Origin of the sequence: Nitratireductor mangrovi (assembly GCF_007922615.2) — a bacterium.
GTDB classification, from domain to species: domain Bacteria; phylum Pseudomonadota; class Alphaproteobacteria; order Rhizobiales; family Rhizobiaceae; genus Mangrovimarina; species Mangrovimarina mangrovi.
This window is the reverse complement of record NZ_CP042301.2, coordinates 930704-956084: the sequence shown is the minus strand read 5'-3', so window position 1 is coordinate 956084 and position 25381 is coordinate 930704. Positions and strand designations below refer to the sequence as shown.

The following is a 25381-nucleotide window of genomic DNA, read 5'->3' as shown; positions in this document are numbered from 1 at the left end:
GAAGTTGACGTTGGCGTCAATCCGGCGGGATTACGCGTATTTCTTCTGGATTTCCTGCGCGACCGCAGTCGGCACAGGCTCGTAATGATCGAACTGCATCGTGTACTGGGCGCGGCCCTGGGACATCGAACGCAGCGTGTCGACGTACTTGAACATGTTGGCCAGCGGCACCATCGAATTGACGACAACGGCGTTGCCGCGCATCTCCTGGTTCTGGATCTGGCCGCGGCGGCCGTTCAGGTCGCCGATCACCGAGCCGACATAGTCCTCAGGTGTCACCACCTCGACCTTCATGATCGGCTCGAGCAGCTGGGCACCCGCCTTCTGCGCACCCTCACGGAAAGCAGCGCGCGAAGCGATCTCGAAGGCCAGGACCGACGAGTCGACGTCGTGGTAGGCGCCGTCGATCAGCGTTGCCTTGACGCCCAGCATCGGGAAGCCGGCCACCGGACCGGAGGACATGACGCTCTCGATGCCCTTCTGGACGCCGGGAATGTATTCCTTCGGCACCGAGCCGCCGATGATCTTGGATTCGAAGACGAAGTCCTCGCTCTCCGGATTGGGCTCGAACACGATCTTGACGCGCGCGAACTGACCCGAACCGCCAGTCTGCTTCTTGTGCGTGTAGTCGATCTCGGCCTGCCGGGTGATGGTCTCGCGATACGCGACCTGCGGTGCGCCGACATTGGCCTCGACCTTGAACTCGCGCTTCAAGCGATCGACGATGATGTCGAGGTGAAGTTCGCCCATGCCCGAGATGATGGTCTGACCGCTTTCCTCGTCCGTCTTGACGCGGAAGGAGGGGTCCTCGGCGGCGAGACGGTTGAGGGCCATGCCCATCTTTTCCTGGTCGCCCTTGGTCTTGGGCTCGATCGCGATCTGGATGACCGGATCCGGGAATTCCATGCGCTCCAGGATGACCGGCTTCAGCGGGTCGCACAGCGTATCGCCCGTCGTGGTTTCCTTGAGACCGGCAAGCGCGACGATGTCGCCGGCATAGGCCTCTTCGATGTCCTCACGCGAGTTGGAGTGCATCTGCAGCATGCGGCCGATACGCTCGCGCTTCGCCTTCACGGTGTTCTCGAGCGAGACGCCCTTCTTCAGAACGCCGGAGTAGATGCGGCAGAAGGTGAGCGAACCGACAAACGGGTCGTTCATGATCTTGAAGGCCAGCATCGACACCGGCTCTTCGTCGGACGACTTGCGGCTGATCTCGCTTTCGGTCTTCGGATCGATGCCCTTGATGGCCGGCACTTCAACCGGCGAGGGAAGAAAGTCGACGACGGCGTCAAGCAGCGGCTGCACGCCCTTGTTCTTGAAGGCCGAGCCGCAGAACATCGGGAAGAACTTGACCTCGACGGTGCCCTTGCGGATCAGCTTGCGCAGCTCGTCGTTGGAAGGAAGATTGCCCTCAAGGTAGGCCTCAAGCGCGGCCTCGTCCATCTCGACAGCGGTCTCGATCAGCTTTTCGCGATACTCTTCGGCCTGCGCCTGGAGATCGGCCGGGATGTCGAGAACATCCCACTCGGCACCAAGGTTTTCGGACTTCCACACCAGTGCCTTCATCTCGACGAGGTCGATGACACCGGCGAAGTCGCTCTCGGCGCCGATCGGCAGCTGCATGACGACCGGCGTCGCGCCAAGGCGCGACTTGACCATCTCGACCGACCGGAAGAAGTCGGCGCCGATCTTGTCCATCTTGTTGCAGAAGATCATGCGCGGGACGCGATACTTGTCGGCCTGACGCCACACGGTCTCGGTCTGCGGCTCGACACCGGCATTGGCATCGAGCAGCGCTATGGCGCCGTCGAGCACGCGCAGCGAACGCTCGACCTCGATCGTGAAGTCGACGTGGCCAGGGGTGTCGATGATGTTGAAGCGGCGCTTCTTGCCGTCACGGCCTTCCCAGAAGGTCGTGGTCGCGGCCGACGTGATGGTGATGCCGCGTTCCTGCTCCTGCTCCATCCAGTCCATGGTCGCGGCGCCGTCGTGGACTTCGCCGATCTTGTGCGACTTGCCGGTATAGAACAGGACGCGCTCGGTCGTCGTGGTCTTTCCGGCGTCGATATGCGCCATGATGCCGAAATTGCGGTAGTCTTCGATCTTGTAGTCGCGGGCCATCTCTCGTGCCTTTCGCTCGTCCTGTCGCGCTGCCGATTACCAGCGGTAATGGGCAAAGGCGCGGTTGGCCTCAGCCATGCGGTGCGTGTCTTCGCGCTTCTTGACTGCCGTGCCGCGGTTGTTGGCGGCATCCATGAGTTCGCCCGATAGGCGATCGATCATGGTGGTCTCGTTGCGGCCGCGCGCGGCGGTGATCAGCCAGCGGATAGCGAGCGCCTGACGCCGTTCGGGACGGACGTCGACCGGGACCTGATAGGTCGCGCCACCGACGCGCCGCGAGCGAACCTCGACATGCGGAGCAACGTTGTCGAGCGCCTGATGGAACACCCCGACCGGCTCCTGCTTGGTCTTGTCCTCAATCTGGTCGAGGGCACCATAGACAATCGACTCGGCGACCGACTTCTTGCCGTGCAGCATGACGGCGTTCATGAACTTGGTCACAACCAGATCCCCAAACTTGGGATCCGGGTTGATTTCGCGCTTTTCTGCTCTGTGACGACGGGACATCTGCTCTCAGCCTCTCAGGTCACTTCGGACGCTTGGCGCCGTATTTCGAACGACGCTGCTTGCGATTCTTCACGCCCTGCGTGTCGAGCACGCCACGGATGATGTGGTAGCGCACGCCCGGAAGGTCCTTCACACGACCACCGCGGATCATGACCACGGAGTGCTCCTGGAGGTTGTGCCCCTCACCCGGGATGTAACCGATCACCTCGAAACCATTGACGAGGCGGATCTTCGCAACCTTGCGCAGCGCCGAGTTCGGCTTCTTGGGCGTCGTTGTGTAGACGCGCGTGCAAACACCCCGCTTCTGCGGGTTCTGCTGCATGGCCGGAACCTTGTTGCGCTTCACCGGCGCGGTGCGCGGCTTGCGGATCAGCTGGTTAACGGTAGGCATAAACCTTCCTCTTCTTCAATTCCGTCTCAAGGCCACGTGAGGGCCGCTCGCAGCGCCTTTTCCATACGCAAATTCGGGCCACACGCCGCTCCTTGCGGCTTGCCCGAACAAAAAAGCAGAGGAAGCGGAACCGCTTCATGCACGCCGGAATGTCGTCGCTCGTAGAACGAACCCTGTTTGAGACGAACTTCAGGACGCGTCGTCCCGAAAAGCCAAGTCTCACATCGGCTCAGACGCGGCGGCTAATACGCCCGTGCGCCCCACCCGTCAACCCCGTCGCCGCAAAAATCCTGCGCTTCTGCGGGTTTGGCCACCGTCACGTAATTTTCTTTCGCTGGAAGCGCGCTGACGGCAGATATGGTTCGCTAGGGCCTGTCATGCAAGGTTGTGGCGTGCAAGACATGACGCCCGTGCGGCTGCGTCGCCGCCAGAATCGCCAAGAGGCGCGAAAGGGAACGCCATGCAGGACAACGACAACCGCCCCGTCACCATCATCACCGGCAGGGTTTGGGAACGCAAGGGCGGCGATTCCCTGGGAGTACACGTGATGTTGGTGGCTCCGGATGACGATACCGCCGTTCGTTCCGCGCTCGAAGCGCTGGCTCGTGAAGGCTATGTCGAGGCCGAACTCGACAAGATCGGCGACATGGACGGCGTGCCCGACGACGAACCGCACCTTTCGGCATATGAGGGCGCGGTCTCGGGCGAAATCTCGATCGTTACCTTTGAGGAACCGTTCTAGCGCGCCAGCGGCTTTGCTAAAAACCCCGGGTGACCTTCAGAAAGCCGAAGTGACGATTGATGGTGTCGCTGGTCCCATGCAAATCCGTATCGTTCGGCGTCTCGCGCATATCGATACCGGTCACGTCGGGCAGGACCGAGAACTCGTAGCCACCGGACACGGTCCAGCCCTTGCCGACATCGATTGCCGCCTCGGCCTTCAGCGCGCCGCCTACCGTGAATCCGGAGTTGTCGTAATGAAGCTTTTCGCGGACGCGGTTGCCGCCGCCAATACCCGTAACCTGGCGGAAATTCGCCTCGCCCCAATGGTATGCCCAGTTGATCTTGCCGCCGATGGTAAGACGCAGACAGTCGGTCGGATAGAACACGAAATCGAGGCCGGTGGTTACACCTGCGTAGTAATCTTCAGCCGTCACCTTGTAGCGTTGATAGAACCCCGAGAAGTCAACGCCGTTGAACGTCAGCTTTGACTTGCCCCTCGATTCGAAATCGAAGCCCTCGGCGAACACCCCGCCGCGCACGACGACATAGGGAGCCCTCACCTCGTCGTCGCCGAGCAAGAAGCTCTTGCCGTAGCCCAGTTCGCCGATGCCCCAGCGATTCTCCAAATGCCCCTGGCCATAAAGCCCAAAGCCGGGCGCGGTTGCGATAACGCCGTTGCCGTACATCGGATGGTTGCGCCCGAAATTGAATCCAACCGCCGTGACGTCGTTCTGGCCGACCTCGGCGGTACCTGAAGCACTTTCGTTCCCGCCACTGTAGTCGAAGCTTCCATAGATGAAGCCGTAGTACTCACCCAGAGGCGAATCCTTCTTGCCGAGACCGTACTCGAACTCCGCTCCACCGCCGATCCTCTCGATCCGGCTCGGCATCGCGAAAAGGTAGGTCTCGCGGATATTCGCGCCGACCTGGGTGCGCTGGACGCCAAGCCCCAGTTCGGAGGGGTTATCGACGAACTCAGCCCGGATTCGGCCGCCAATCCTTAGACAGGTCTCCGTCCCGGGAATGTAGTAGAAACCGGTGCCGAAAGCGTCGCAGACCCGCACATAGTCGACTGCCTCCTCGTCACTCCAGGCCGCAACCGGCAACGCGGCAAGAAACAACGCGGTTGCCGACACCCGCGAGACGGTCTTTGACATGCTCCCCTCCGCACAACAGCCTTACGAAGAGTGGATCACAATCCGTTTGCTATGCAAGCAACTTATGCGCTTATTCCGCTTGATCCAAAGCAAGTCTGTGGACAGGCGGCCCTCGCCGGCCGTCGGGCACCGTGAGGGCCGGCCATCGAGGCCTATCGGAGCCCGATATGGTCCAAAAAAAGAGCCGCCCGGCGGGGCAATACCCGGGCGGCCCAATCGCGGCTGGGAGGTCTATGACCCGATCGACTGCCGCAGCGTCAGCTAAGCCGACCGCCGGACCCACGTATGTGAGATATTTCACGATGCGAGTCGTCGGCTGATTGCCCAAAAAGAGAGGGCCGCCGGATCACTCCGGCGGCCCCTCAAAAAACACCCGGTCTGAAGCGGCTACTGCGCCGCGTCCGACGACATGTCCGCCAGCATCGGATCGGCCATCTCCGCGCCCGACGCCTTGCGACGCTCATCGAGAATGAGTTCGTCGCGCTGAACGGCGATGCGGCGGATCTGGCTCATCACGCCACCCGTGCCCGCCGGAATCAGACGGCCGACGATGACGTTCTCCTTGAGGCCCTGCAGCGTGTCGGTCTTGCCGGCCACCGCCGCCTCGGTCAGCACCCGTGTCGTCTCCTGGAAGGAGGCGGCCGAGATGAAGGACGGGGTCTGCAGCGACGCCTTGGTGATGCCAAGCAGCACCGGCTGGCCTTGAGCCGGCTTCTTGCCGTCTTCGACCAGGCGTTCGTTGATCTCGTCGAATTCGATCGAATCGACGTGATCGCCGGGGATGTAGACCGAATCACCCTGCTCGGTGATCTCGATCTTCTGCAGCATCTGGCGAACGATCACCTCGATATGCTTGTCGTTGATCAAGACGCCCTGCAGCCGGTAGACTTCCTGGATCTCATTGACCAGGTACGAAGCCAGTGCCTCGACGCCCTTGATCGCAAGGATGTCGTGCGGGGCCGGATTGCCGTCAAGGATGTAGTCACCTTTCTCGATGGTATCGCCGTCCTGGAGATGGAAAGGCTTGCCCTTCGGGATCAGATACTCGACCGGTTCGGCGCCCTCCTCATGCGGCTCGATCACGATGCGGCGCTTGTTCTTGTAGTCGCGACCAAAGCGGATCGTGCCGTCGATCTCGGCGATGATGGCGTGGTCCTTGGGGCGCCGCGCCTCGAACAGTTCGGCCACCCGCGGCAGACCGCCGGTGATGTCCTTGGTCTTGGCGCTTTCCATCGGAATGCGGGCCAGAACGTCACCCGGCTTGACCTTCGCGCCCGGCTCGACCGAGAGCACCGTCTCGACCGAAAGCAGGAGGCGCGCGTCGCCACCCTTCGACAGTTTGCCGATCTTCCCCTTGGCATCGACGATGGTGATCGCCGGCTTCAGGTCGGAGCCGCGCGGCGTCGAACGCCAGTCGATAACCTCGCGCTTGGTGATGCCGGTCGATTCGTCGGTGGTTTCCTGCACCGACATGCCGTCGACGAGATCCTCGAACGCCACGGTACCCTCGATCTCGGTGAGGATCGGGCGGGTGTAGGGATCCCACTCGGCGATGCGCTGACCGCGCTTGACCTTGTCGCCATCGTCGACAAACAGGCGCGAGCCGTAGGTGACGCGGTGAACCGCGCGCTCCTTGCCGCCCTCGTCGAGGATGATGACCGCCATGTTGCGGCCCATGACAACCAGATGGCCGTCGGAGTTGCGCACGACATTGCGGTTGCGGACCTGGACGGTGCCCTCATAGGACGCCTCCAGGAACGACTGGTCGACCACCTGCGCGGTGCCGCCCATGTGGAACGTCCGCATGGTGAGCTGTGTGCCCGGTTCGCCGATCGACTGCGCCGCGATGACGCCCACGGCCTCACCGATGTTGACGGGTGTCCCGCGTGCCAGATCGCGACCGTAGCAGACCGCGCAGACGCCCACCTTCACATCGCATGTGAGCGCGGAACGGATACGCACGGCCTGGATGCCGGCCTTCTCGATTGCATCAACGTCGCGCTCCTCGATGAGGCGGCCAGCCTCCACGATCATCTCACCGGTGACCGGGTGCACGATATCGTCGAGCGCGGTGCGCCCGAGCACACGCTGGCCGAGCGAGGCCACGACCTGTCCGGCATCGACGATCGGCTGCATGGTCAGGCCCTTGTCGGTGCCGCAGTCGGTGGCGTTCACGATGCAATCCTGCGCCACGTCGACGAGGCGCCGGGTCAGATAGCCGGAGTTGGCCGTCTTGAGCGCCGTGTCAGCCAGCCCCTTGCGGGCGCCGTGCGTGGAGTTGAAATACTCCAGAACGGTCAGGCCTTCCTTGAAGTTGGAGATGATCGGCGTTTCGATGATCTCGCCCGACGGCTTGGCCATCAGGCCACGCATGCCAGCCAGCTGGCGCATCTGGGTCGGCGAGCCGCGGGCACCGGAATGCGACATCATGTAGATCGAGTTCATCGGCTTCTGGCGGCCGCTGTCCTCGAACTCGATGGCCTTGATGCGGCCCATCATCTCGTCGGCGACCTTCTCGGAGCACTTGGCCCAGGCGTCGACGACCTTGTTGTACTTCTCACCCTGGGTGATCAGGCCGTCATTGTACTGCTGCTCGTACTCCTTCGCGAGCGCCTCGGTCTCACCGACGAACTTCGCCTTGGTGTCGGGGATCAGCATGTCATCCTTGCCGAATGAGATGCCGGCGCGGCAGGCATGGCCGAAGCCGAGCGCCATGATGCGGTCGCAGAAGATGACTGTCTCCTTCTGTCCGCAATGGCGGTAAACGGTATCGATCATGCGGGAAATGTTCTTCTTGGTCATCTCCTGATTGCAGATCTCGTAGGGCACATTCGCGTTCTTCGGCAACAGTTCGCCAATGATCATGCGCCCCGGCGTGGTGTCGTAGATCCCCGAGGTCGGGTTGCCGTCGGCATCGACCGACTTGAAGCGCCCCTTGATCTTGGTGTGCAGCGTTACCGCCTTGGTCTCAAGCGCGTGGTGCAATTCGCCCATATCGGCGAACACCATGCCCTCGCCCGGCTCATTCTGATTGACGATCGACAGGTAGTAGAGGCCCAGCACCATGTCCTGCGATGGCACGATGATCGGCGCACCGTTCGCCGGGTGCAGGATGTTGTTGGTCGACATCATCAGAACGCGCGCTTCCAGCTGGGCTTCCAGCGAGAGCGGCACGTGGACAGCCATCTGGTCGCCGTCGAAGTCGGCATTGAAGGCGGTGCAAACCAGCGGATGGAGCTGGATCGCCTTGCCCTCGATCAGTACCGGCTCGAAGGCCTGGATGCCAAGGCGGTGCAGCGTCGGCGCGCGGTTCAACAGCACCGGATGCTCGCGGATGACCTCGTCGAGGATGTCCCAGACTTCCGGCTTTTCCTTCTCGACCAGCTTCTTCGACTGCTTGACGGTCGAGGAGAAGCCCTTGGCGTCGAGGCGCGCGTAGATGAACGGCTTGAACAGCTCAAGCGCCATCTTCTTCGGAAGGCCGCACTGATGCAGCTTGAGTTCCGGACCGGTGACGATCACCGAACGACCCGAATAGTCGACGCGCTTGCCGAGCAGGTTCTGACGGAAGCGGCCCTGCTTGCCCTTCAGCATATCCGACAGCGACTTCAGCGGACGCTTGTTGGCGCCGGTGATGACGCGGCCGCGGCGGCCATTGTCGAACAGTGCGTCGACGGCCTCCTGCAGCATGCGCTTTTCGTTGCGGATGATGATGCCCGGCGCACGCAGCTCAATCAGCCGTTTCAGACGGTTGTTGCGGTTGATGACACGACGGTAAAGGTCGTTCAGATCCGACGTGGCGAACCGGCCGCCGTCGAGCGGCACCAGCGGACGCAGGTCCGGCGGGATCACCGGGATGATCTTCATGATCATCCACTCGGGACGATTGCCCGACTCGATGAAGTTCTCGACCACCTTGAGGCGCTTCAGCAGCTTCTTCTGCTTGAGTTCCGACGTCGTCGTCGACAGTTCCTCACGCAGATCGACCGCAACCTTTTCAAGGTCGAGCGAAGCCAGCAGTTCGTGGATCGCCTCGGCGCCGATCATGGCGGTGAAGGCATCCTCGCCATACTCGTCGACCGCGACCATATAGTCTTCCTCCGAAAGAAGCTGATGCTCCTTTAGGGCGGTCAGGCCGGGTTCGGTGACGATGTAATTCTCGAAATAGAGGACGCGCTCGATATCCTTCAGCGTCATGTCGAGCAGCGTCCCGATGCGGCTCGGAAGCGACTTCAGGAACCAGATATGGGCAACGGGAGCGGCGAGCTCGATATGGCCCATGCGCTCGCGGCGCACGCGCGACAAGGTAACCTCGACGCCGCACTTTTCGCAGATGATGCCCTTGTACTTCATCCGCTTGTATTTGCCGCACAGGCACTCATAGTCCTTGATCGGACCGAAGATGCGCGCGCAGAACAGGCCGTCACGCTCGGGCTTGAACGTGCGGTAGTTGATCGTTTCCGGCTTCTTGATCTCGCCGAAGGACCAGGACAGGATCTTATCCGGGCTGGCGAGCGATATCCGGATGGAATCGAACGTCTGCGCCGGGGCCTGCGGGTTGAAGAGATTCATCACCTCTTGCTTCATGCCGTTCTCCTGTACGAGACCGCAAAGGGCCTCTCATCGTCATTTCCTGCGGCCGTCCCGGCTTCCCGCCTGCGGCCTCGCCATGCATTCCCGCTATCCGCCACGGGACGGAACGGGAGGCGCGCCGCAGCCGATCGGCGGCGCGCTCGTGACTATTCCGCCGCGTCCGGCAGTTGAGCCGGCTCGTCCTCGTGGCGGGTATTCTCCAGCTCAACGTTAAGGCCGAGCGAACGCATTTCCTTGACCAGCACGTTGAAGCTCTCGGGGATGCCGGCTTCGAAAGTGTCGTCGCCGCGCACGATCGCCTCGTACACCTTGGTGCGGCCGGCAACGTCGTCCGACTTCACCGTCAGCATCTCCTGCAGCGTGTAGGCGGCGCCATAGGCCTCCAGCGCCCAGACTTCCATTTCGCCGAAACGCTGGCCACCGAACTGCGCCTTGCCGCCCAGTGGCTGCTGGGTGACGAGCGAGTACGGGCCGATCGAGCGGGCATGGATCTTGTCGTCGACCAGGTGGTGGAGCTTCAGCATGTAGATGTAGCCGACCGTCACCTTGCGGTCGAACGGCTCGCCGGTGCGCCCGTCGAACAGTGTCGACTGCCCACTGGTGTGCAGACCCGCATTCTCCAACATCTCGTTGATGTTGGCTTCGTGAGCACCGTCGAAGACCGGGGTGGCGATCGACACGCCGCGCGTCAACTGGTCGGCAAGCCGCAGCACGCTGTCGTCGTCGTAACGGCGCACCGGTTCGTTGCGGTCGTTGTCCGGGAAGATCGTCTCCAACTGCCCACGCAGGGGCTTAATGTCGCCGCCTTCCCTGTAGGCCTCGATCAGCTCACCGATCTTGCGCCCCATACCGGCACAGGCCCAGCCCAGATGCGTCTCCAGGATCTGGCCGACATTCATGCGGCTTGGCACGCCAAGCGGGTTGAGCACGATGTCGACATGAGTGCCGTCGTCAAGGAAGGGCATGTCCTCGATCGGAACGATCTTGGACACGACACCCTTGTTGCCGTGACGGCCGGCCATCTTGTCGCCCGGCTGGATCTTGCGCTTCACGGCGACAAAGACCTTGACCATCTTCATGACGCCGGGGGGCATCTCGTCGCCGCGCTGGACCTTTTCGACCTTGTCCATGAAACGCTGCTCGAGCGCCTTCTTGGAATCGTCGTACTGGCCGCGAAGCGCTTCGAGTTCACCCTGCAGCTTTTCATTATCCACGGCGAACTGCCACCACTGCGAGCGGGGATACTCGTCGAGCACCTCCTTGGTCAGCTTGGAGCCCTTCTTGTAGCCTTTCGGGCCAGCGATCGGCTCCTTGCCGACCAGCATGTCGGCTAGACGCGAATAGGTGTTGCGGTCGAGGATCGCCTGCTCGTCGTCGCGGTCCTTGGCCAGACGCTCGATCTCCTCGCGCTCGATCTGCATCGCGCGCTCGTCCTTCTCGACGCCATGGCGGTTGAAGACGCGCACCTCGACGACGGTGCCGAACGTGCCGGGCGGCATGCGCATGGAAGTGTCCCGCACGTCGGACGCCTTCTCGCCAAAAATGGCACGCAGGAGCTTTTCCTCCGGCGTCATCGGGCTTTCGCCCTTCGGCGTGATCTTGCCGACCAGGATGTCGCCCGGCTGCACCTCGGCGCCGATATAGACGATGCCGGCCTCGTCGAGGTTCTTCAGCGCCTCTTCCGACACATTCGGAATGTCACGCGTGATCTCTTCCGGTCCGAGCTTGGTGTCGCGGGCCATGACCTCAAACTCCTCGATGTGGATCGAGGTGAAGACGTCATCGCGCACGATGCGTTCGGAAAGCAGGATGGAGTCCTCGTAGTTGTAGCCGTTCCAGGGCATGAAGGCGACCAGCACGTTGCGGCCGAGCGCCAGATCACCCAGATCGGTCGACGGACCGTCGGCGATAATGTCGCCCTTCTCGATACGGTCGCCCACCTTCACCAGCGGCCGCTGGTTGATGCAGGTGTTCTGGTTGGAACGCTGGAACTTCTGCAGCCGGTAGATGTCGACGCCCGATGCACCGGCCTCGACGTCCTCGGTGGCGCGGATAACGATGCGGGTCGCGTCGACCTGGTCGACCACGCCGGTGCGGCGAGCAGCGATGGCGGCACCTGAATCGCGCGCCACGACCGGCTCCATGCCGGTGCCGACGAACGGCGCTTCGGCACGCACCAGCGGCACGGCCTGGCGCTGCATGTTGGAGCCCATCAGCGCCCTGTTGGCGTCGTCGTTTTCCAGGAACGGGATCAGGGCTGCCGCCACCGAAACCATCTGCTTGGGCGAGACGTCCATCAGGTCGACGTTTTCGCGCGGGGTCATCATCACCTCGCCTGCATGGCGGCAGATAACGAATTCCTCGACGAAGGCGCCCTTCTTGTCGAGCTCGGCGTTGGCCTGCGCGACGTAGTGTTTCGCCTCTTCCATGGCCGACAGGTAAACGACCTCACTGGAGACCTTGCCGTCGACGATCTTCCGGTACGGGCTCTCGATAAAGCCGTATTTGTTGACGCGCGCGAAGGTGGCGAGCGAGTTGATCAGGCCGATATTCGGGCCTTCCGGCGTCTCGATCGGGCAGATGCGGCCATAGTGGGTGACGTGCACGTCACGCACCTCGAAACCGGCGCGCTCACGCGTCAGACCGCCCGGGCCAAGCGCCGACAGGCGCCGCTTGTGGGTGATCTCCGAGAGCGGATTGGTCTGGTCCATGAACTGCGAAAGCTGCGAGGAACCGAAGAACTCACGCACGGCAGCAGCAGCCGGCTTGGCGTTGATCAGGTCCTGCGGCATCACCGTGTCGATCTCGATCGACGACATGCGTTCCTTGATCGCGCGCTCCATCCGGAGCAGGCCGACACGGTACTGATTTTCCATCAGTTCACCGACCGAGCGCACGCGGCGATTGCCGAGATTGTCGATGTCGTCGATTTCGCCCTTGCCGTCGCGAAGGTCGACTAGGGTCCGCACGACGGCGATGATGTCCTCCTTGCGAAGAACACGCATCGTGTCGTCGGTCTCAAGCTCAAGACGCATGTTCATCTTGACGCGGCCGACGGCCGAGAGGTCGTAGCGCTCGGCGTCGAAGAACAGCGAGTTGAACATCGCCTCGGCGGTCTCGAGCGTGGGCGGCTCTCCCGGGCGCATGACCCGGTAGATGTCGAACAGCGCGTCCTGGCGGCCCTCGTTCTTGTCGACCGCGAGCGTATTGCGGATATAGGCGCCGATATTGACGTGATCGACGTCGAGAATGCTCACTTCCTGCAGGCCGGCATCCTCGAGCACCTTGAGCGTTTTCTCGTCGAGTTCGTCGCCGGCCTCGAGATAGATCTCGCCGGTCTCGAAGTTGACCACGTCCTCGGCGAGGTAGCTGCCATAGATGTCATCCTCGGTGGCGCGGATGGCCTTGAGGCCCTTCTCCGACAGCTGCTTGGCCTGACGCGCAGTGATCTTCTTGCCGGCCTCGACGACGACCTCGCCGGAATCGGCATCGACCAGATCGGTAACGGTCTTGCGGCCGCGGAAACGATCGGCCGAATAGGGAATCCGCCAGCCCTCCTTGCCGCGCTCGATGGTCAGCGTATTGAAGAACGTCGACAGGATCTCCTCGCCGTCCATGCCGAGGGCCATCAAGAGCGACGTCACCGGAATCTTGCGGCGGCGGTCGATGCGCGCATGCACGATGTCCTTGGAATCGAACTCGATATCGAGCCAGGAACCGCGGTAGGGGATGACCCGCGCGGCGAACAGCAGCTTGCCCGACGAATGCGACTTGCCCTTGTCGTGGTCGAAGAACACGCCCGGCGAGCGGTGCATCTGGGAGACGATGACGCGCTCGGTGCCGTTGACGATGAAGGTGCCGTTGGACGTCATCAGCGGCATGTCGCCCATGTAGACGTCCTGCTCCTTGATGTCCTTGATCGACTTGGCTCCGGTGTCTTCGTCGATGTCGAACACGATCAGGCGCAGCGTCACTTTCAGCGGCGCGGCATAGGTGAGATCGCGCTGACGGCATTCCTCGACGTCGAATTTGGGTGCCTCGAACTCGTACTTGACGAATTCGAGCATGGCCGCGCCGGAGAAGTCCGTGATCGGGAAGACAGACTTGAATACAGCCTGCAATCCTTCGTCCGGGCGGCCGCCCTCGGGCTCCTCGACCATCAGGAACTGGTCGTAAGAAGCCTTCTGGACTTCGATGAGATTCGGCATTTCCGCGACCTCGGGGATTTTCCCGAAGAACTTGCGGATGCGCCTGCGGCCATTGAAGGTGTGGGTCTGGGCCATCGTCGCTCCTTGCTGCCTTCCTGGCTTCCTGCCGGGACCGCGCGGCTGACCTGCGCGGCGGTCCAATCAAAAACGGGACAAAACCCGTTTCCTGACGGCCGCTTCCGGCCCACAGGAAAAGGGTTTGCACTCAGCCCCGATGCGGGACCGGCGGACGGGATCGACCCCGCCCGCCGAACACGCGTACTTACTTCAGCTCGACCTTGGCGCCAGCGCCTTCGAGCTGTGCCTTGATCTTGTCGGCCTCGTCCTTGGCCACGCCTTCCTTGACGGGCTTGGGAGCGCTCTCGACCAGGTCCTTGGCCTCCTTGAGGCCGAGACCGGTGATGGCGCGCACTTCCTTGATCACGTTGATCTTCTGTGCGCCCGCCTCGGCGAGAACGACGTCAAACTCGGTCTTTTCCTCAGCCGGAGCGTCGGCAGCAGCACCACCGCCAGCGGCGGCAACAGCCACCGGAGCAGCGGCGGAAACGCCCCACTTCTCCTCGAGCATCTTGGAAAGCTCGGCCGCCTCGAGGACGGTCAGGCTCGACAGGTCATCAACGATCTTTGCGAGATCAGCCATTTCTTCAGTTCCTTACAAGGTTCGAACAATGTTTGGTGACAGCGAGGAACGGCCTCATGCCGCCTCGTCCTTGCGGGCGTAAGCGCCAACGACACGCGCAACCTGCGCGGCCGGTGCACTGACCACCTGTGCGATCCGGGTAGCCGGGGTGGAAATCATCCCCACCAGCTTGGCGCGAAGTTCGTCGAGCGACGGCAACGTCGCAAGTGCCTTCACACCATCGGCGTCGAGGTTGGTCGATCCCATTGCACCGCCGAGAATGATGAGTCTCTCATTCCCCTTGGCGAAATCGGAGGCGACCTTCGGCGCCACAACCGGATCATCCGAGAAAGCGATCAGGGTCTGTCCGACGAACAGATCCGTCATTCCCTCGGAAGGCGTGCCCTTAAGGGCGATCTTGGCGAGACGGTTCTTCGCGACTTTGACGGTGCCGCCGGCGTCACGCATCTTCGTGCGAAGATCGTTCATCTGTGCGACGGTGATACCGGCATAGTGCGCCACGACAACCGAGCCGGTGTTCGCGAAAACACCGTTCAGTTCCGTGACCAGTTCGCGTTTTTCCGCTCTGTCCACTGCCTATCTCCAGTTGACAGCCACCCTATCGAGCAGCTGCCGGTTGCCTTTTGCCGGTCGGGCCATCCATTGGGATCACCCGAACGACGTCGAGGATCCTGCCCCCTTTCGCCACACCGGCCATGCCGGCTCGCGGACAAAAGGCAAACACGGTTCGAACCTTTCCTTCGGGACTCTCGCCCCTCGGTCCGGTCGACCCCGTCTCATGCAGGCCCGTGCGGATTAAGGAGAAACCGCCTGCAATCTCGGACAGGATTTCCGGAAACCTTCGGCTTCCGTATTCCGGGCCCGTGGGTCCGGAATTTCGTTCAAGGAAGCGGTATTGCCACCACTTCCTCAATCAGGACGTCAGGCCTGCGCGAGCGAGGCGACGTCGATCTTAAGACCCGGGCCCATCGTCGAGGAGATCGCGACCTTCTTGACGTAGTTGCCCTTGGCGCCGGACGGCTTGGCCTTGATCACTGCGTCCGCAAAAGCGCGAACGTTCTCGATGATCTTGTCGGCCTCGAACGAGGCCTTGCCGACACCGGCGTGGACGATCCCCGCCTTCTCGACCCGGAACTCGACGGCACCACCCTTGGAGGCCTTGACCGCCGCGGTGATATCCATCGTCACGGTGCCGACCTTCGGGTTCGGCATCATGCCGCGCGGCCCCAGCACCTTGCCGAGCCGGCCGACCAGCGGCATCATGTCGGGCGTTGCAATGCAGCGGTCAAAATTGATCTCGCCCTTCTGCACGGTCTCCACCAGATCTTCGGCTCCGACGATGTCGGCGCCGGCGGCGGTTGCTTCTTCCGCCTTGGGACCGCGAGCGAACACGGCAACGCGAACATCGCGGCCGGTGCCGTTCGGCAGGTTCACCACGCCACGGACCATCTGGTCGGCGTGACGCGGATCGACACCGAGGTTCATCGCGACCTCGATGGTCTCGTCGAACTTGGCGGTGGCCCGTTCCTTGAGCAGTTTCACGGCTTCGGTGATCTCGTAGGCCTTATCGCGATCGAGGCCGTCGCGAACCGCCTGCTGGCGCTTGGCAATCTTGCTGGTCATCGTTATCACCCCACCACTTCGAGACCCATCGAGCGCGCGGAGCCCTCGACCATGCGCATCGCTGCCTCGACGTCGTTGGCGTTGAGGTCCTTCATCTTGGCTTCGGCAATCTCGCGCACCTTGTCGCGTGACACCTGACCAGCCGTCTGCTTGCCCGGCTCCTTGGAGCCCGACTTCAGCTTCGCGGCCTTCTTCAGGAAGAAGCTCACCGGCGGCGTCTTCATAGCGAAGGTGAACGACTTGTCCTGGTAGTAGGTGATCAGCACCGGAATGGGCGACCCCTTCTCCATCTCCTGGGTCTGCGCGTTGAACGCCTTGCAGAACTCCATGATGTTGATGCCGCGCTGACCAAGCGCCGGGCCGATCGGGGGCGAAGGTGTCGCCGATCCCGCCGGAACCTGAAGCTTGAGCTGGCCTGCAATCTTCTTAGCCATTTCTCATCTGCCTTGTTTCACGTGCCGGCCGAGCCGGCGGCTGCAGTCTGGTGGTACGGATCGAACGGCCGGCCAAGCCGCCTTTCCTCCCACCGATTCCGGCCGGATCTTCCGGCCGCGTTCGATCAGGCTTTCTCCACCTGACCGAATTCCAGATCGACCGGCACCGCGCGGCCGAAGATCGAGACCTCGACCTTGAGCCGCGAGCGCTCCTCGTCGACTTCCTGGACGTGCCCGTTGAAGGAGGCGAACGGACCGTCCGAAACCCGCACCTGCTCGCCGATCTCGAAGGTGATCGACGGCTTCGGCCGCTCCACGCCCTCCTGCACCTGGGTGAGGATACGCTCGGCCTCGGCGTCGGTGATCGGCACCGGTTTGGAATCGCCGAGGAAACCGGTCACCTTGGGGGTATTCTTGATCAGCGAAAACACCGCGTCGGTGAGGTTGGCGCGCACCAGCACATAGCCCGGGAAGAACTTGCGCTCGGCGTCGACCTTGCGGCCACGACGAACCTCGACGACCTTTTCGGTCGGCACGACCACCTGCTCGATATGGGAGCCAAGGCCCTTCTGCTTGGCCTTGTTCTCGATGTCCTCGGCGACCTTCTTCTCGAAGTTCGAATAAGCGTGGACGATGTACCACCGCGCGGTCATGTCAGGCGCTCTCCCGTAAAAGCCGGTTATCGTCCGATGCCAAGGACCAGTTCCACGCCAAGCGCGAGAACCTGATCGGCGGCAAAAAAGAAAAGAGCCGCGATACACGCGAAGATCAGCACCATGATGGTGGAAATCATCGTCTCGCGCCGCGAAGGCCACGTGACCTTGGACGTTTCCTGCCGCACCTGCTGCAGGAAAACGAAAGGATTAGAAGTTTTTGACGCCATCTGCCGCTCTGTTTCAAGGAAGCCCGTTGGCCGGACTTTCCGGATACTCCCTAAAGGGAGAAGTAAGTACGCGCGGGCGACAGCGCCAACCGCCGAATCGGCGCTACTGCCCATGCAATAAAGGCGCGCAAAGCCATTTCCGGCTCCGCACACCATGAGTCTGAATGGCCGTACATAGACCCGATCGGCAGGTCATGCAAGGGGCATTTCAGCGTGGTGTCGTTGCCGACGGAACCATCCATTCGTCCCGCAGAGCAGCCGATATCGAACTTTTGCTTCGCACCCGGCGAAACTGGCAGGGGCAGAGGGGCTCGAACCCCCGACCTGCGGTTTTGGAGACCGCCGCTCTACCAACTGAGCTATACCCCTAGCGCGTCACGCGCGGCAGCGCTTCCTAAGGTCTTCCTTCGCGTCTGTAAAGAGCGCGATGCCCGGCAGAACGAAAAAGGGCGACCCGAATGGCCGCCCCGTTTCGCCGTTCTCGTCGGCGGTCGACGAAGGCGTTATTCCGTGATGGATGCGACGATGCCGGCGCCGACGGTGCGGCCGCCTTCGCGGATGGCGAAGCGCAGCTTCTCCTCCATGGCGATCGGCACGATCAGTTCAACGTCAACCGTCACATTGTCGCCCGGCATCACCATCTCCGTGCCTTCCGGAAGCGTGACGACACCCGTCACGTCCGTCGTGCGGAAATAGAACTGCGGGCGGTAGTTGGTGAAGAACGGCGTGTGGCGGCCGCCCTCCTCCTTGGTCAGGATATAGGCCTCGGCCTTGAACTTGGTGTGCGGCGTCACCGAACCCGGCTTGCACAGAACCTGGCCGCGCTCCACGCCCTCGCGGTCGATGCCGCGCAGAAGCGCGCCGATGTTGTCGCCCGCCTGGCCCTGGTCCAGAAGCTTGCGGAACATCTCGACGCCCGTCACCGTCGTCTTCGAAGTCGGGCGGATGCCGACGATCTCGACCTCCTCGCCGACCTTCACGATGCCGCGCTCGACGCGGCCCGTCACAACCGTGCCGCGGCCCGAGATCGAGAACACGTCCTCGATCGGCATCAGGAACGGCTGGTCGACCGGACGCTCAGGCGTCGGGATATAGGCGTCGACTTCCTTCATCAGCTCGCGGATCGCGTCCTCGCCGATCTCCTTGTTGGAGTCCTCGAGCGCCGCCAGCGCAGAGCCCTTCACGATCGGAATGTCGTCGCCCGGGAACTCGTAGCTCGACAGGAGCTCGCGAACCTCGAGCTCGACAAGCTCCAGAAGCTCGGCATCGTCGACCTGGTCGACCTTGTTCAGGAACACGACGATCGCCGGAACGCCGACCTGGCGGGCAAGCAGGATGTGCTCGCGCGTCTGCGGCATCGGGCCGTCCGCCGCCGAAACAACCAGGATCGCGCCGTCCATCTGCGCGGCACCCGTGATCATGTTCTTCACGTAGTCGGCGTGGCCCGGGCAGTCGACATGCGCGTAGTGGCGCGCATCCGTCTCGTACTCGACATGCGCCGTCGAGATCGTGATGCCCCGCGCCTTCTCCTCAGGCGCCGCGTCAATCATGTCATACGCCTTGAACTCGCCAAAATACTTCGTGATCGCCGCCGTCAACGACGTCTTGCCATGGTCAACGTGACCAATCGTGCCAATGTTCACATGAGGCTTATTACGCTCGAATTTACCTTTTGCCATCGTCTCTTTCCCTGGCGATCAGAACTGGAATGCGGTTCGGATTGGGGGCGATTAGCGACAAAGACCGCAAAAGACAAGGGAGAATCGGGGGCGGATGCCACGCGCGCCAACAGCCGGATCAGTTGTTTTCCGGGGCAGTCTCGGCCTCGAAGGCAAGCCATGCCACCTTCCAGCAGAGCCACAGTGTGGGAATGCCGACGAGGACTGCGAGCACCATCACGAGCAGTCGCGGCAGATGGAGAAGCGAAGCGACGGAATAGATCGTGACCACTTCGATCGCCGCCAACTGGCCGCAAATCAGGACCGTCACCGAAAAGAAGCCGAGCAGGGAAGCGAACGTAATGACGCGAGCGGGGACGACGTCCGACGCCACGCGAACCTTGCGTATGGGAAACATGGAAGGGACTCCGGACACCCACATGGCGTGGGCAGCAGCTTGATAGCGGCGCGCGAATTGCGGCATTTCAAGGGCGGAGGAGCGGTACGCGCGCCGTCTTAGCTGTCACGCTTGTCCATCAACACTTTGACAGATCAGCGGACCGCTGGTTCGGACTCTGGAGCGGGTAGCGGGAATCGAACCCGCATATTCAGCTTGGAAGGCTGCTGCTCTACCATTGAGCTATACCCGCGGTCCTTCGGCTTCCGGCGTGCAGTGGTGGAGGGGGCTGGATTCGAACCAGCGTAGGCTTAGCCAACGGATTTACAGTCCGTCTCCTTTAACCACTCGGACACCCCTCCGAAACTGCGCCGGAGCCTCGTGACGCGGATTGCCCGCGCCTCCCGGGACAACGGCTTGCCGGCCCGGAATTCCGCGAAGCGCCTTATGGCGGCATGGTCCAATCGTGTCAACCGAAAGATCGCCGCCTTAGCACGGTCCAGCGAGCCGTATGCAGCGGCGCTGATCGGCGATATAGAGGCGCCATGAACGACGGCAAAAAACCCGGCTCAGCCAAAGACAGCCACTACGCGCGGCTTCGGCGCGCGCATCGCGACCGCAAGGGAGCGCCAAGCCCGAACAGGACCGGGACGCGCCCCCGCGAGCAAGCTGTCGCTCCGGCGGATGGCCTGGTACATCTTTACGGCCTGCACACGGTCAGTGCGGCGATCGCCAACCCTCAACGCAAGATCATACGTCTGCTCGTCACCCGCAATGCGCTGGCGCGGCTCGACGCCGGAGAGCCGGATGCCCTGCCCTTCCCGGTCGAGATCACGGACCCGCGTACGATCGACCGTATCGTCGGCAGCGAAGCCGTCCACCAGGGTGTCCTCGCCGAGGCTGAACCGCTGACGCCCAAGCCGCTCTCCGCGCTTGGCGAAACCGACCTTGTCGTGGTGCTTGACCAGGTCACCGACCCGCATAATGTCGGTGCCATCCTGCGCACGGCGGTAGCGCTTGGTGCCGGCGCCCTGATCACGACCGCCCGTCACAGCCCGTCCGAGACGGGCGTCCTCGCCAAATCCGCGTCTGGGGCGCTGGAACATATCGATCTGATCATGGTGCGGAACCTGGCCGCGGGGATCGAGGAGTTGCATGCGTCCGGCTTCACAACGCTCGGCCTCGACTCGGAAGGCACCGAAGAACTCGAAGCCGCTCTTGCCGGCGAACGCATCGCGCTGGTTCTCGGCGCGGAGGGCAAGGGTCTGCGCCACAAGACGAGGGAGACCATCCATCGACTGGCGAGGCTTACCGTGCCGGGGCCAATCCATTCGCTCAACGTCTCGAATGCGGCCGCGATCGCGCTTTATGCTGCGCGTGGACATCTCGGGCGCCTTCGGTAACGCGACTGTCATCTGCGCGCCGCAATTGCGAACCGATTGCATGTCATCACATCGGCCTCGATCAGGAGGTTCCGATGACCGCCTTCATTGCGAGGATGAAGTCACGTTCGATGGCAACGCGCTGGACGCCATGGGGCGCCTATCCGCTCGATAGCGGACGCATCGATGACGGTTCGACCGCAACGCTGCGCGGCCGGCGCGCGTGGCCTCAAAGGCTGGCCAAGCGCGAGGGTCCGCGGCCCATGCTGACCAGGTCTTCGGAAAAGGAGTAGGCCGCGCGCTGTACGCGCCGCCACGGCTGGCTATGGCAGCGTGTAAGCGGTTTTGACGGTGGTGTAGAACTCGGCGGCGTAGCGCCCCTGCTCGCGCGGGCCGTAGCTGGAGCCTTTGCGGCCTCCGAAAGGGACATGATAGTCGACGCCGGCCGTCGGCAAGTTGACCATCACCATGCCGGCCTCGGCGTTGCGCCGGAAATGCGAAGCGTATTTGAGGCTCGTCGTGCAGATGCCGGAGGACAGGCCGAAGGGCGTGTCGTTGGCGGCAGCAAGCGCCTCTTCGTAGTCCTTGACCCGCTGGACGCTGGCGACCGGACCGAAAATCTCCTCGCGATTGATGCGCATCTCGGGCGTGGTATCGGTGAAGAGCGCCGGCTGCAGGTAGAAGCCCGGGTTTTCCCGGTTCAGCCGCTCGCCGCCGAAGGCAAGCGTCGCCCCTTCCTCTCGTCCAATGTCGATATAGGAAATGTCCTGATCGAGCTGGCCCTGGTCGACCACCGGCCCGATATGGGTGCCGGCCTTCAAGGCGTCGTCGACGACGAGGCCCTTCAGCTTTTCGGTGACAGCCGCGACAAAGCGGTCGTGGATGCCGTCCGTCACAACGAGGCGCGAGGAAGCGGTGCAGCGCTGGCCGGTGGAGAAGAAGGCGCCGTTGACGGCACAGTCGACCGCAATACCAAGGTCGGCATCGTCGAGCACAACCAGCGGGTTCTTGCCGCCCATCTCGAGCTGGAATTTCTTCATCTGTCCGACGCAGGCGGCCGCGACCTTCTTGCCGGTCGCGACCGAGCCGGTGAAGGTGACGGCGTCGACGCGCGGATCGTTCAGGATGGCGTCGCCGACAACCGCGCCGCGGCCCATGACAAGGTTGAAAGCGCCCTCCGGCACGCCGGCGCGCACGATGATGTCGGCAAGCGCCCAGGCCGAACCCGGCACGAGTTCGGCTGGCTTGAAGACCACGGTGTTGCCGTAGGCGAGCGCCGGCGCGATCTTCCAGGCCGGTATCGCGACCGGAAAATTCCACGGCGTGATGATACCCACCACACCGACCGGCTCGCGCGTCAGTTCGACATCGATGCCCGGCCGCGTCGAGGCCAGCTTCTCGCCCGAAAGCCGCAGCACCTCGCCGGCGAAGAAGTCGAATATCTGCGCGGCGCGCATCACCTCGCCAACGCCTTCGCCAAGCGTCTTGCCCTCCTCGCGCGAAAGCAGCCGGCCGAGTTCGTCCTTGCGCGCAAGGATCTCGCTCGACACCTTCTGGAGGATATCGTGGCGCTGCTGGATGCCCGAGCGCGACCAGGCGGGAAAGGCGGCGCGGGCCGCGGCGATCGCCTCAAGCGCCTGCTCGCGGTCGGCGCGCGCATATTCGCCGATCACATCGCCGGTGTTCGACGGGTTGACGTTGTCCTGCGCCTCGGCGCCTTCCGCCCAGCGTCCGGCGATGAAGTTGTGATGAATGGTCATTGTTCGGCGGCGTTCCCGTTTCAGATCAGCCCGGCCCCTGCCAGATCGCGCATCAGGTGACTGGCGCTATAGCGCCACGCAGGGCAACCCGTCGAGAGGGAACCGCCGGCAGTTGGGCGTGGTGGAGCCGACCTGGCATGTCTCGGTTCCGTGGTCGAACTCATATGGGGTCGCCCCGGTTCCACAACCGAAAAGGCCAGGTGGTCGACCATCCTTGCGGGAAATGGTGCCCCCGGACGGGATCGAACCGCCGACCTTCGGTTTACAAAACCGCTGCTCTACCAGCTGAGCTACAAGGGCACGACCGTCCGTTAGCACATTGTGCATGCCAGTAAAGGTATTTCGGACTGCCCGGCGCCGCGCGGCGGCGGGCTTTCCGAGCCCGCGCCCGCGTGCTAACCGCGTGGCACGGTCCGGTCGCAATGTGGAGGGGAGTTCATGAGCGACAATGCGCCCAGTCTTGCCTTCATCTCGGCCGACACGCCGGACGCCGCCGAGGCGGCGACCCGCCTTGCGTCGCTCTATGGCCAGGAGCGGATAGAGGACGCCGACGTGATCGTGGCGCTCGGCGGCGACGGCTTCATGCTGCAGACCCTGCACAGCATGATGAATTCCGGACGGCGCATCTACGGCATGAACCGCGGCACGATTGGTTTCCTGATGAACGAATACCAGGAAACCGCCCTGCGCGAGCGTATCGCCGACGCAGTGGCGGAGACGATCCGGCCGCTGCGCATGCAAACGCGTGACCTCGAAGGCAAGGAAGGAGAAGCGCTGGCCATCAACGAGGTGTCGTTACTGCGCCAGTCCTATCAGGCAGCGAAAATACGCATCACCATCGACGACAATGTGCGGCTCGACGAACTGATCTGCGACGGGGTCATGGTGGCGACGCCCGCCGGTTCGACGGCCTACAACCTCTCGGCCCAGGGCCCGATCCTGCCGCTGGAGGCGCCGCTCCTGGCGCTGACGCCGGTGAGCGCGTTCCGACCGCGACGCTGGCGCGGCGCGCTGATCCCTAACCGCTCGACCGTCCGTTTCGACATCCTCGAACCGGAGAAGCGTCCGGTCAACGCCGTCGCCGACCATACCGAGGTCAAGTCCGTGGTATCCGTCACGGTACGCGAAGCCCGTGACACGACCGCAACGATCCTGTTCGACGCCAGCCACAGCTGGGACGAACGCATCCTGTCCGAGCAGTTCCGCTACTGACGCTGCGCCCTGCGGGTCTTGAAACCTGGCGCCGGCGCCCCAAATTAACGCTTCGACGCGTGATATGGCCGCGAAGTGGCCGCGGCGGTTGACTTTCCCAGCGCTGCAACGTAACGCCAGCCATTGAATACGAGCGAGTTCGCTCGTCCCAGCCGCGCGCAGCGTCGCCCGGCCACACAAGCCGAAGACAATCGACACCGTGTCATCGAACGACCAGAACGCCGAACCGGCGACCAGTTTCGCAGACCTTGGACTGTCCCCCAAGGTCCTTTCCGCCGTCACCGACGCCGGCTACACAACACCGACGCCGATCCAGGCCGGCGCCATTCCGCACGCGCTGGCCGGCAAGGACGTCCTTGGCATCGCGCAGACCGGGACCGGCAAGACCGCCGCCTTCGTGCTGCCGATGATCACACGCCTTGAGAAGGGCCGCGCCCGTGCGCGCATGCCACGCACGCTGATCCTCGAGCCGACGCGCGAGCTTGCAGCGCAGGTGGAAGAGAACTTCATCAAATACGGCAAGAACCACCGGCTGAACATCGCACTTCTGATCGGCGGCGTATCCTTCGACGAGCAGGAGAAGAAGCTCGAGCGTGGCGCCGACGTGCTGATCGCCACGCCGGGCCGGCTGCTCGACCATTTCGAGCGCGGCAAGCTGCTTCTGACCGGCGTCGACATCCTCGTCATCGACGAGGCCGATCGAATGCTCGACATGGGTTTCATTCCGGACATCGAGCGCATCTGCAAGCTGATCCCGTTCACGCGTCAGACGCTGTTCTTCTCAGCCACGATGCCACCTGAGATCACCAAGCTGACCGAACAGTTCCTGCAGGCGCCCGTGCGCATCGAGGTGGCTCGCGCCGCGACGACCGCTTCGACGGTCGCGCAAAAACTGGTGAAGTCTGGCGGCAAGGCCTGGGACAAGCGCGAGACGCTTCGCAAGCTGATCCGCGAACAGGAAGACGAACTCACCAACGCCATCATCTTCTGCAACCGAAAGGTCGACGTGTCGGAGCTCTTCCGCTCACTCACGCGGCATGAATTCGACGCAGGCGCGCTGCATGGTGACATGGATCAGCGTGCGCGCATGGCAATGCTGGCCAATTTCCGTGACGGCAAGCTCAAGCTGCTGGTCGCTTCCGACGTGGCGGCGCGCGGCCTCGACATTCCGGCCGTCAGCCATGTCTTCAACTTCGATGTGCCGATCCATGCCGAAGATTATGTGCACCGGATCGGCCGCACCGGTCGTGCTGGCCGCACCGGCAAGGCCTTCACCATCGTCACCCGCGCCGACAGGAAATATGTCGACGCGATCGAGAAACTGATCGACAAGTCGATCGAATGGCATGATGGCGACCTCGCCACGCTTGGCGAGGAAAGCGAGGAGGAAACCCCTCGCCGTGGCCGCGGCGCGCGCGGCGCCAAGGCCGAAAAGGGTCGCGGCAGATCGCGCCGGGAAGCCCCGGTCGAGAAGGCCGAAGAAACAGTGCCGACCGAAAAGCCCGCGGAAGCAAAAAGCGGCCGCAAGAGGGCAATCAAGGCCGACAATGCCAACCGCCGCGGCAAGGAAAAGCCCGGCAAGGGCAGCCGCAAGGACGAACTTGGCGATGCCCCCATCGGCTTCGGCGAAGACATGCCCGACTTCATGAAGGTCGTGGTCAAGGTCTGACGGCCGACTACGGCTGGTGCATC

The 25381-nt window shown here is 62.9% G+C and carries 20 protein-coding genes and 4 tRNA genes; 5 read left to right on the top strand and 19 right to left on the bottom strand.

What is annotated here, in order from left to right; all coding sequences use genetic code 11:
• Positions 1-30 precede the first annotated feature (30 nt).
• From fusA to rpsL, 3 genes are read right to left on the bottom strand one after another with little or no spacing between them, the layout of a single operon-like run.
• Positions 31-2121 carry an elongation factor G gene (gene fusA, locus FQ775_RS04605; protein WP_146300993.1) on the bottom strand — a complete coding sequence of 697 codons (2091 nt, stop codon included), beginning with the start codon at positions 2119-2121 and terminating at the stop codon, positions 31-33.
• Between the two features lie 36 nt (positions 2122-2157).
• The gene (rpsG, locus tag FQ775_RS04600; protein WP_146300992.1) at positions 2158-2628 is read right to left on the bottom strand and encodes a 30S ribosomal protein S7; all 471 of its coding nucleotides are present in this window, start codon (positions 2626-2628) and stop codon (positions 2158-2160) included.
• A 19-nt stretch (positions 2629-2647) separates the two neighbouring features.
• A complete protein-coding gene (gene rpsL / locus FQ775_RS04595) occupies positions 2648-3019 on the bottom strand; it encodes a 30S ribosomal protein S12 (protein WP_146300991.1) in 372 nt (123 codons plus the stop codon).
• 460 nt (positions 3020-3479) lie between these two features.
• Here rpsL and FQ775_RS04590 point away from each other — a divergent pair, with 460 nt between their 5' ends.
• Entirely contained in the window at positions 3480-3761 is a 282-nt protein-coding gene (locus tag FQ775_RS04590; RefSeq protein ID WP_146300990.1) for a transcriptional regulator, read from the top strand.
• Positions 3762-3777: 16 nt separating this feature from the next.
• Here the strand turns inward: FQ775_RS04590 and FQ775_RS23760 are convergent, their stop codons facing one another.
• The 14 genes from FQ775_RS23760 to FQ775_RS04520 form a co-directional block, all read right to left on the bottom strand.
• Positions 3778-4899 (bottom strand): porin, encoded by a 1122-nt coding sequence (locus FQ775_RS23760; protein WP_206064828.1) that lies wholly within the window; start codon positions 4897-4899, stop codon positions 3778-3780.
• Between the two features lie 387 nt (positions 4900-5286).
• Complete coding sequence (gene rpoC / locus FQ775_RS04580) at positions 5287-9486, bottom strand: DNA-directed RNA polymerase subunit beta' (RefSeq protein ID WP_146300989.1); 4200 nt, start codon at positions 9484-9486, stop codon at positions 5287-5289.
• Positions 9487-9638: 152 nt separating this feature from the next.
• Complete coding sequence (gene rpoB / locus FQ775_RS04575; RefSeq protein ID WP_146300988.1) at positions 9639-13775, bottom strand: DNA-directed RNA polymerase subunit beta; 4137 nt, start codon at positions 13773-13775, stop codon at positions 9639-9641.
• Between the two features lie 187 nt (positions 13776-13962).
• On the bottom strand, positions 13963-14340 hold the full coding sequence (gene rplL, locus FQ775_RS04570) for a 50S ribosomal protein L7/L12 (protein WP_146300987.1): 378 nt from the start codon (positions 14338-14340) through the stop codon (positions 13963-13965).
• Between the two features lie 54 nt (positions 14341-14394).
• A complete protein-coding gene (gene rplJ / locus FQ775_RS04565; RefSeq protein ID WP_146300986.1) occupies positions 14395-14913 on the bottom strand; it encodes a 50S ribosomal protein L10 in 519 nt (172 codons plus the stop codon).
• Between the two features lie 348 nt (positions 14914-15261).
• Positions 15262-15963 (bottom strand): 50S ribosomal protein L1, encoded by a 702-nt coding sequence (gene rplA / locus FQ775_RS04560; protein WP_146300985.1) that lies wholly within the window; start codon positions 15961-15963, stop codon positions 15262-15264.
• A 5-nt stretch (positions 15964-15968) separates the two neighbouring features.
• Complete coding sequence (rplK, locus tag FQ775_RS04555) at positions 15969-16397, bottom strand: 50S ribosomal protein L11 (protein WP_146300984.1); 429 nt, start codon at positions 16395-16397, stop codon at positions 15969-15971.
• Positions 16398-16522: 125 nt separating this feature from the next.
• On the bottom strand, positions 16523-17050 hold the full coding sequence (nusG, locus tag FQ775_RS04550) for a transcription termination/antitermination protein NusG (protein ID WP_146300983.1): 528 nt from the start codon (positions 17048-17050) through the stop codon (positions 16523-16525).
• Positions 17051-17076: 26 nt separating this feature from the next.
• Positions 17077-17280 carry a preprotein translocase subunit SecE gene (gene secE / locus FQ775_RS04545; protein ID WP_146302057.1) on the bottom strand — a complete coding sequence of 68 codons (204 nt, stop codon included), beginning with the start codon at positions 17278-17280 and terminating at the stop codon, positions 17077-17079.
• Between the two features lie 293 nt (positions 17281-17573).
• Positions 17574-17649 (bottom strand) — tRNA-Trp (locus tag FQ775_RS04540).
• A gap of 134 nt (positions 17650-17783) precedes the next feature.
• Positions 17784-18959, bottom strand: a complete 1176-nt coding sequence (gene tuf / locus FQ775_RS04535; protein WP_146298239.1) for an elongation factor Tu — start codon at positions 18957-18959, stop codon at positions 17784-17786.
• 118 nt (positions 18960-19077) lie between these two features.
• Positions 19078-19356: a hypothetical protein gene (locus FQ775_RS04530; RefSeq protein ID WP_146298238.1), complete on the bottom strand. Its 279-nt coding sequence runs from the start codon at positions 19354-19356 to the stop codon at positions 19078-19080.
• A gap of 158 nt (positions 19357-19514) precedes the next feature.
• Positions 19515-19588, bottom strand: a tRNA-Gly gene (locus FQ775_RS04525).
• A gap of 24 nt (positions 19589-19612) precedes the next feature.
• A tRNA-Tyr gene (locus tag FQ775_RS04520) sits at positions 19613-19697 on the bottom strand.
• A 183-nt stretch (positions 19698-19880) separates the two neighbouring features.
• Between FQ775_RS04520 and FQ775_RS04515 the strand changes: the two genes are divergently transcribed.
• Together FQ775_RS04515 and FQ775_RS04510 are read left to right on the top strand one after the other, a co-directional pair.
• Entirely contained in the window at positions 19881-20738 is an 858-nt protein-coding gene (locus FQ775_RS04515) for a TrmH family RNA methyltransferase (protein ID WP_146298237.1), read from the top strand.
• A gap of 74 nt (positions 20739-20812) precedes the next feature.
• Positions 20813-21010 carry a hypothetical protein gene (locus FQ775_RS04510; RefSeq protein WP_146298236.1) on the top strand — a complete coding sequence of 66 codons (198 nt, stop codon included), beginning with the start codon at positions 20813-20815 and terminating at the stop codon, positions 21008-21010.
• Between the two features lie 30 nt (positions 21011-21040).
• Here FQ775_RS04510 and FQ775_RS04505 read toward each other — a convergent pair whose 3' ends face one another.
• Together FQ775_RS04505 and FQ775_RS04500 are read right to left on the bottom strand one after the other, a co-directional pair.
• Positions 21041-22477: an aldehyde dehydrogenase family protein gene (locus FQ775_RS04505; protein WP_146298235.1), complete on the bottom strand. Its 1437-nt coding sequence runs from the start codon at positions 22475-22477 to the stop codon at positions 21041-21043.
• Positions 22478-22701: 224 nt separating this feature from the next.
• Positions 22702-22777, bottom strand: a tRNA-Thr gene (locus FQ775_RS04500).
• A 138-nt stretch (positions 22778-22915) separates the two neighbouring features.
• Between FQ775_RS04500 and FQ775_RS04495 the strand changes: the two genes are divergently transcribed.
• Positions 22916-23689, top strand: a complete 774-nt coding sequence (locus tag FQ775_RS04495; RefSeq protein ID WP_146299443.1) for an NAD kinase — start codon at positions 22916-22918, stop codon at positions 23687-23689.
• A 199-nt stretch (positions 23690-23888) separates the two neighbouring features.
• A complete protein-coding gene (locus FQ775_RS04490; protein WP_146299444.1) occupies positions 23889-25358 on the top strand; it encodes a DEAD/DEAH box helicase in 1470 nt (489 codons plus the stop codon).
• Positions 25359-25381 lie beyond the last annotated feature (23 nt).

Bases quoted from the DNA above. Each gene is read 5' to 3' on its own strand.
- fusA (WP_146300993.1), bottom strand. From the start codon at position 2,121: ATGGCCCGCGACTACAAGATCGAAGACTACCGCAATTTCGGCATCATG.
- rpsG (WP_146300992.1), bottom strand. From the start codon at position 2,628: ATGTCCCGTCGTCACAGAGCAGAAAAGCGCGAAATCAACCCGGATCCC.
- rpsL (WP_146300991.1), bottom strand. From the start codon at position 3,019: ATGCCTACCGTTAACCAGCTGATCCGCAAGCCGCGCACCGCGCCGGTG.
- FQ775_RS04590 (WP_146300990.1), top strand. From the start codon at position 3,480: ATGCAGGACAACGACAACCGCCCCGTCACCATCATCACCGGCAGGGTT.
- FQ775_RS23760 (WP_206064828.1), bottom strand. From the start codon at position 4,899: ATGTCAAAGACCGTCTCGCGGGTGTCGGCAACCGCGTTGTTTCTTGCC.
- rpoC (WP_146300989.1), bottom strand. From the start codon at position 9,486: ATGAAGCAAGAGGTGATGAATCTCTTCAACCCGCAGGCCCCGGCGCAG.
- rpoB (WP_146300988.1), bottom strand. From the start codon at position 13,775: ATGGCCCAGACCCACACCTTCAATGGCCGCAGGCGCATCCGCAAGTTC.
- rplL (WP_146300987.1), bottom strand. From the start codon at position 14,340: ATGGCTGATCTCGCAAAGATCGTTGATGACCTGTCGAGCCTGACCGTC.
- rplA (WP_146300985.1), bottom strand. From the start codon at position 15,963: ATGACCAGCAAGATTGCCAAGCGCCAGCAGGCGGTTCGCGACGGCCTC.
- rplK (WP_146300984.1), bottom strand. From the start codon at position 16,397: ATGGCTAAGAAGATTGCAGGCCAGCTCAAGCTTCAGGTTCCGGCGGGA.
- nusG (WP_146300983.1), bottom strand. From the start codon at position 17,050: ATGACCGCGCGGTGGTACATCGTCCACGCTTATTCGAACTTCGAGAAG.
- secE (WP_146302057.1), bottom strand. From the start codon at position 17,280: ATGGCGTCAAAAACTTCTAATCCTTTCGTTTTCCTGCAGCAGGTGCGG.
- tuf (WP_146298239.1), bottom strand. From the start codon at position 18,959: ATGGCAAAAGGTAAATTCGAGCGTAATAAGCCTCATGTGAACATTGGC.
- FQ775_RS04530 (WP_146298238.1), bottom strand. From the start codon at position 19,356: ATGTTTCCCATACGCAAGGTTCGCGTGGCGTCGGACGTCGTCCCCGCT.
- FQ775_RS04515 (WP_146298237.1), top strand. From the start codon at position 19,881: ATGAACGACGGCAAAAAACCCGGCTCAGCCAAAGACAGCCACTACGCG.
- FQ775_RS04510 (WP_146298236.1), top strand. From the start codon at position 20,813: ATGACCGCCTTCATTGCGAGGATGAAGTCACGTTCGATGGCAACGCGC.
- FQ775_RS04505 (WP_146298235.1), bottom strand. From the start codon at position 22,477: ATGACCATTCATCACAACTTCATCGCCGGACGCTGGGCGGAAGGCGCC.
- FQ775_RS04495 (WP_146299443.1), top strand. From the start codon at position 22,916: ATGAGCGACAATGCGCCCAGTCTTGCCTTCATCTCGGCCGACACGCCG.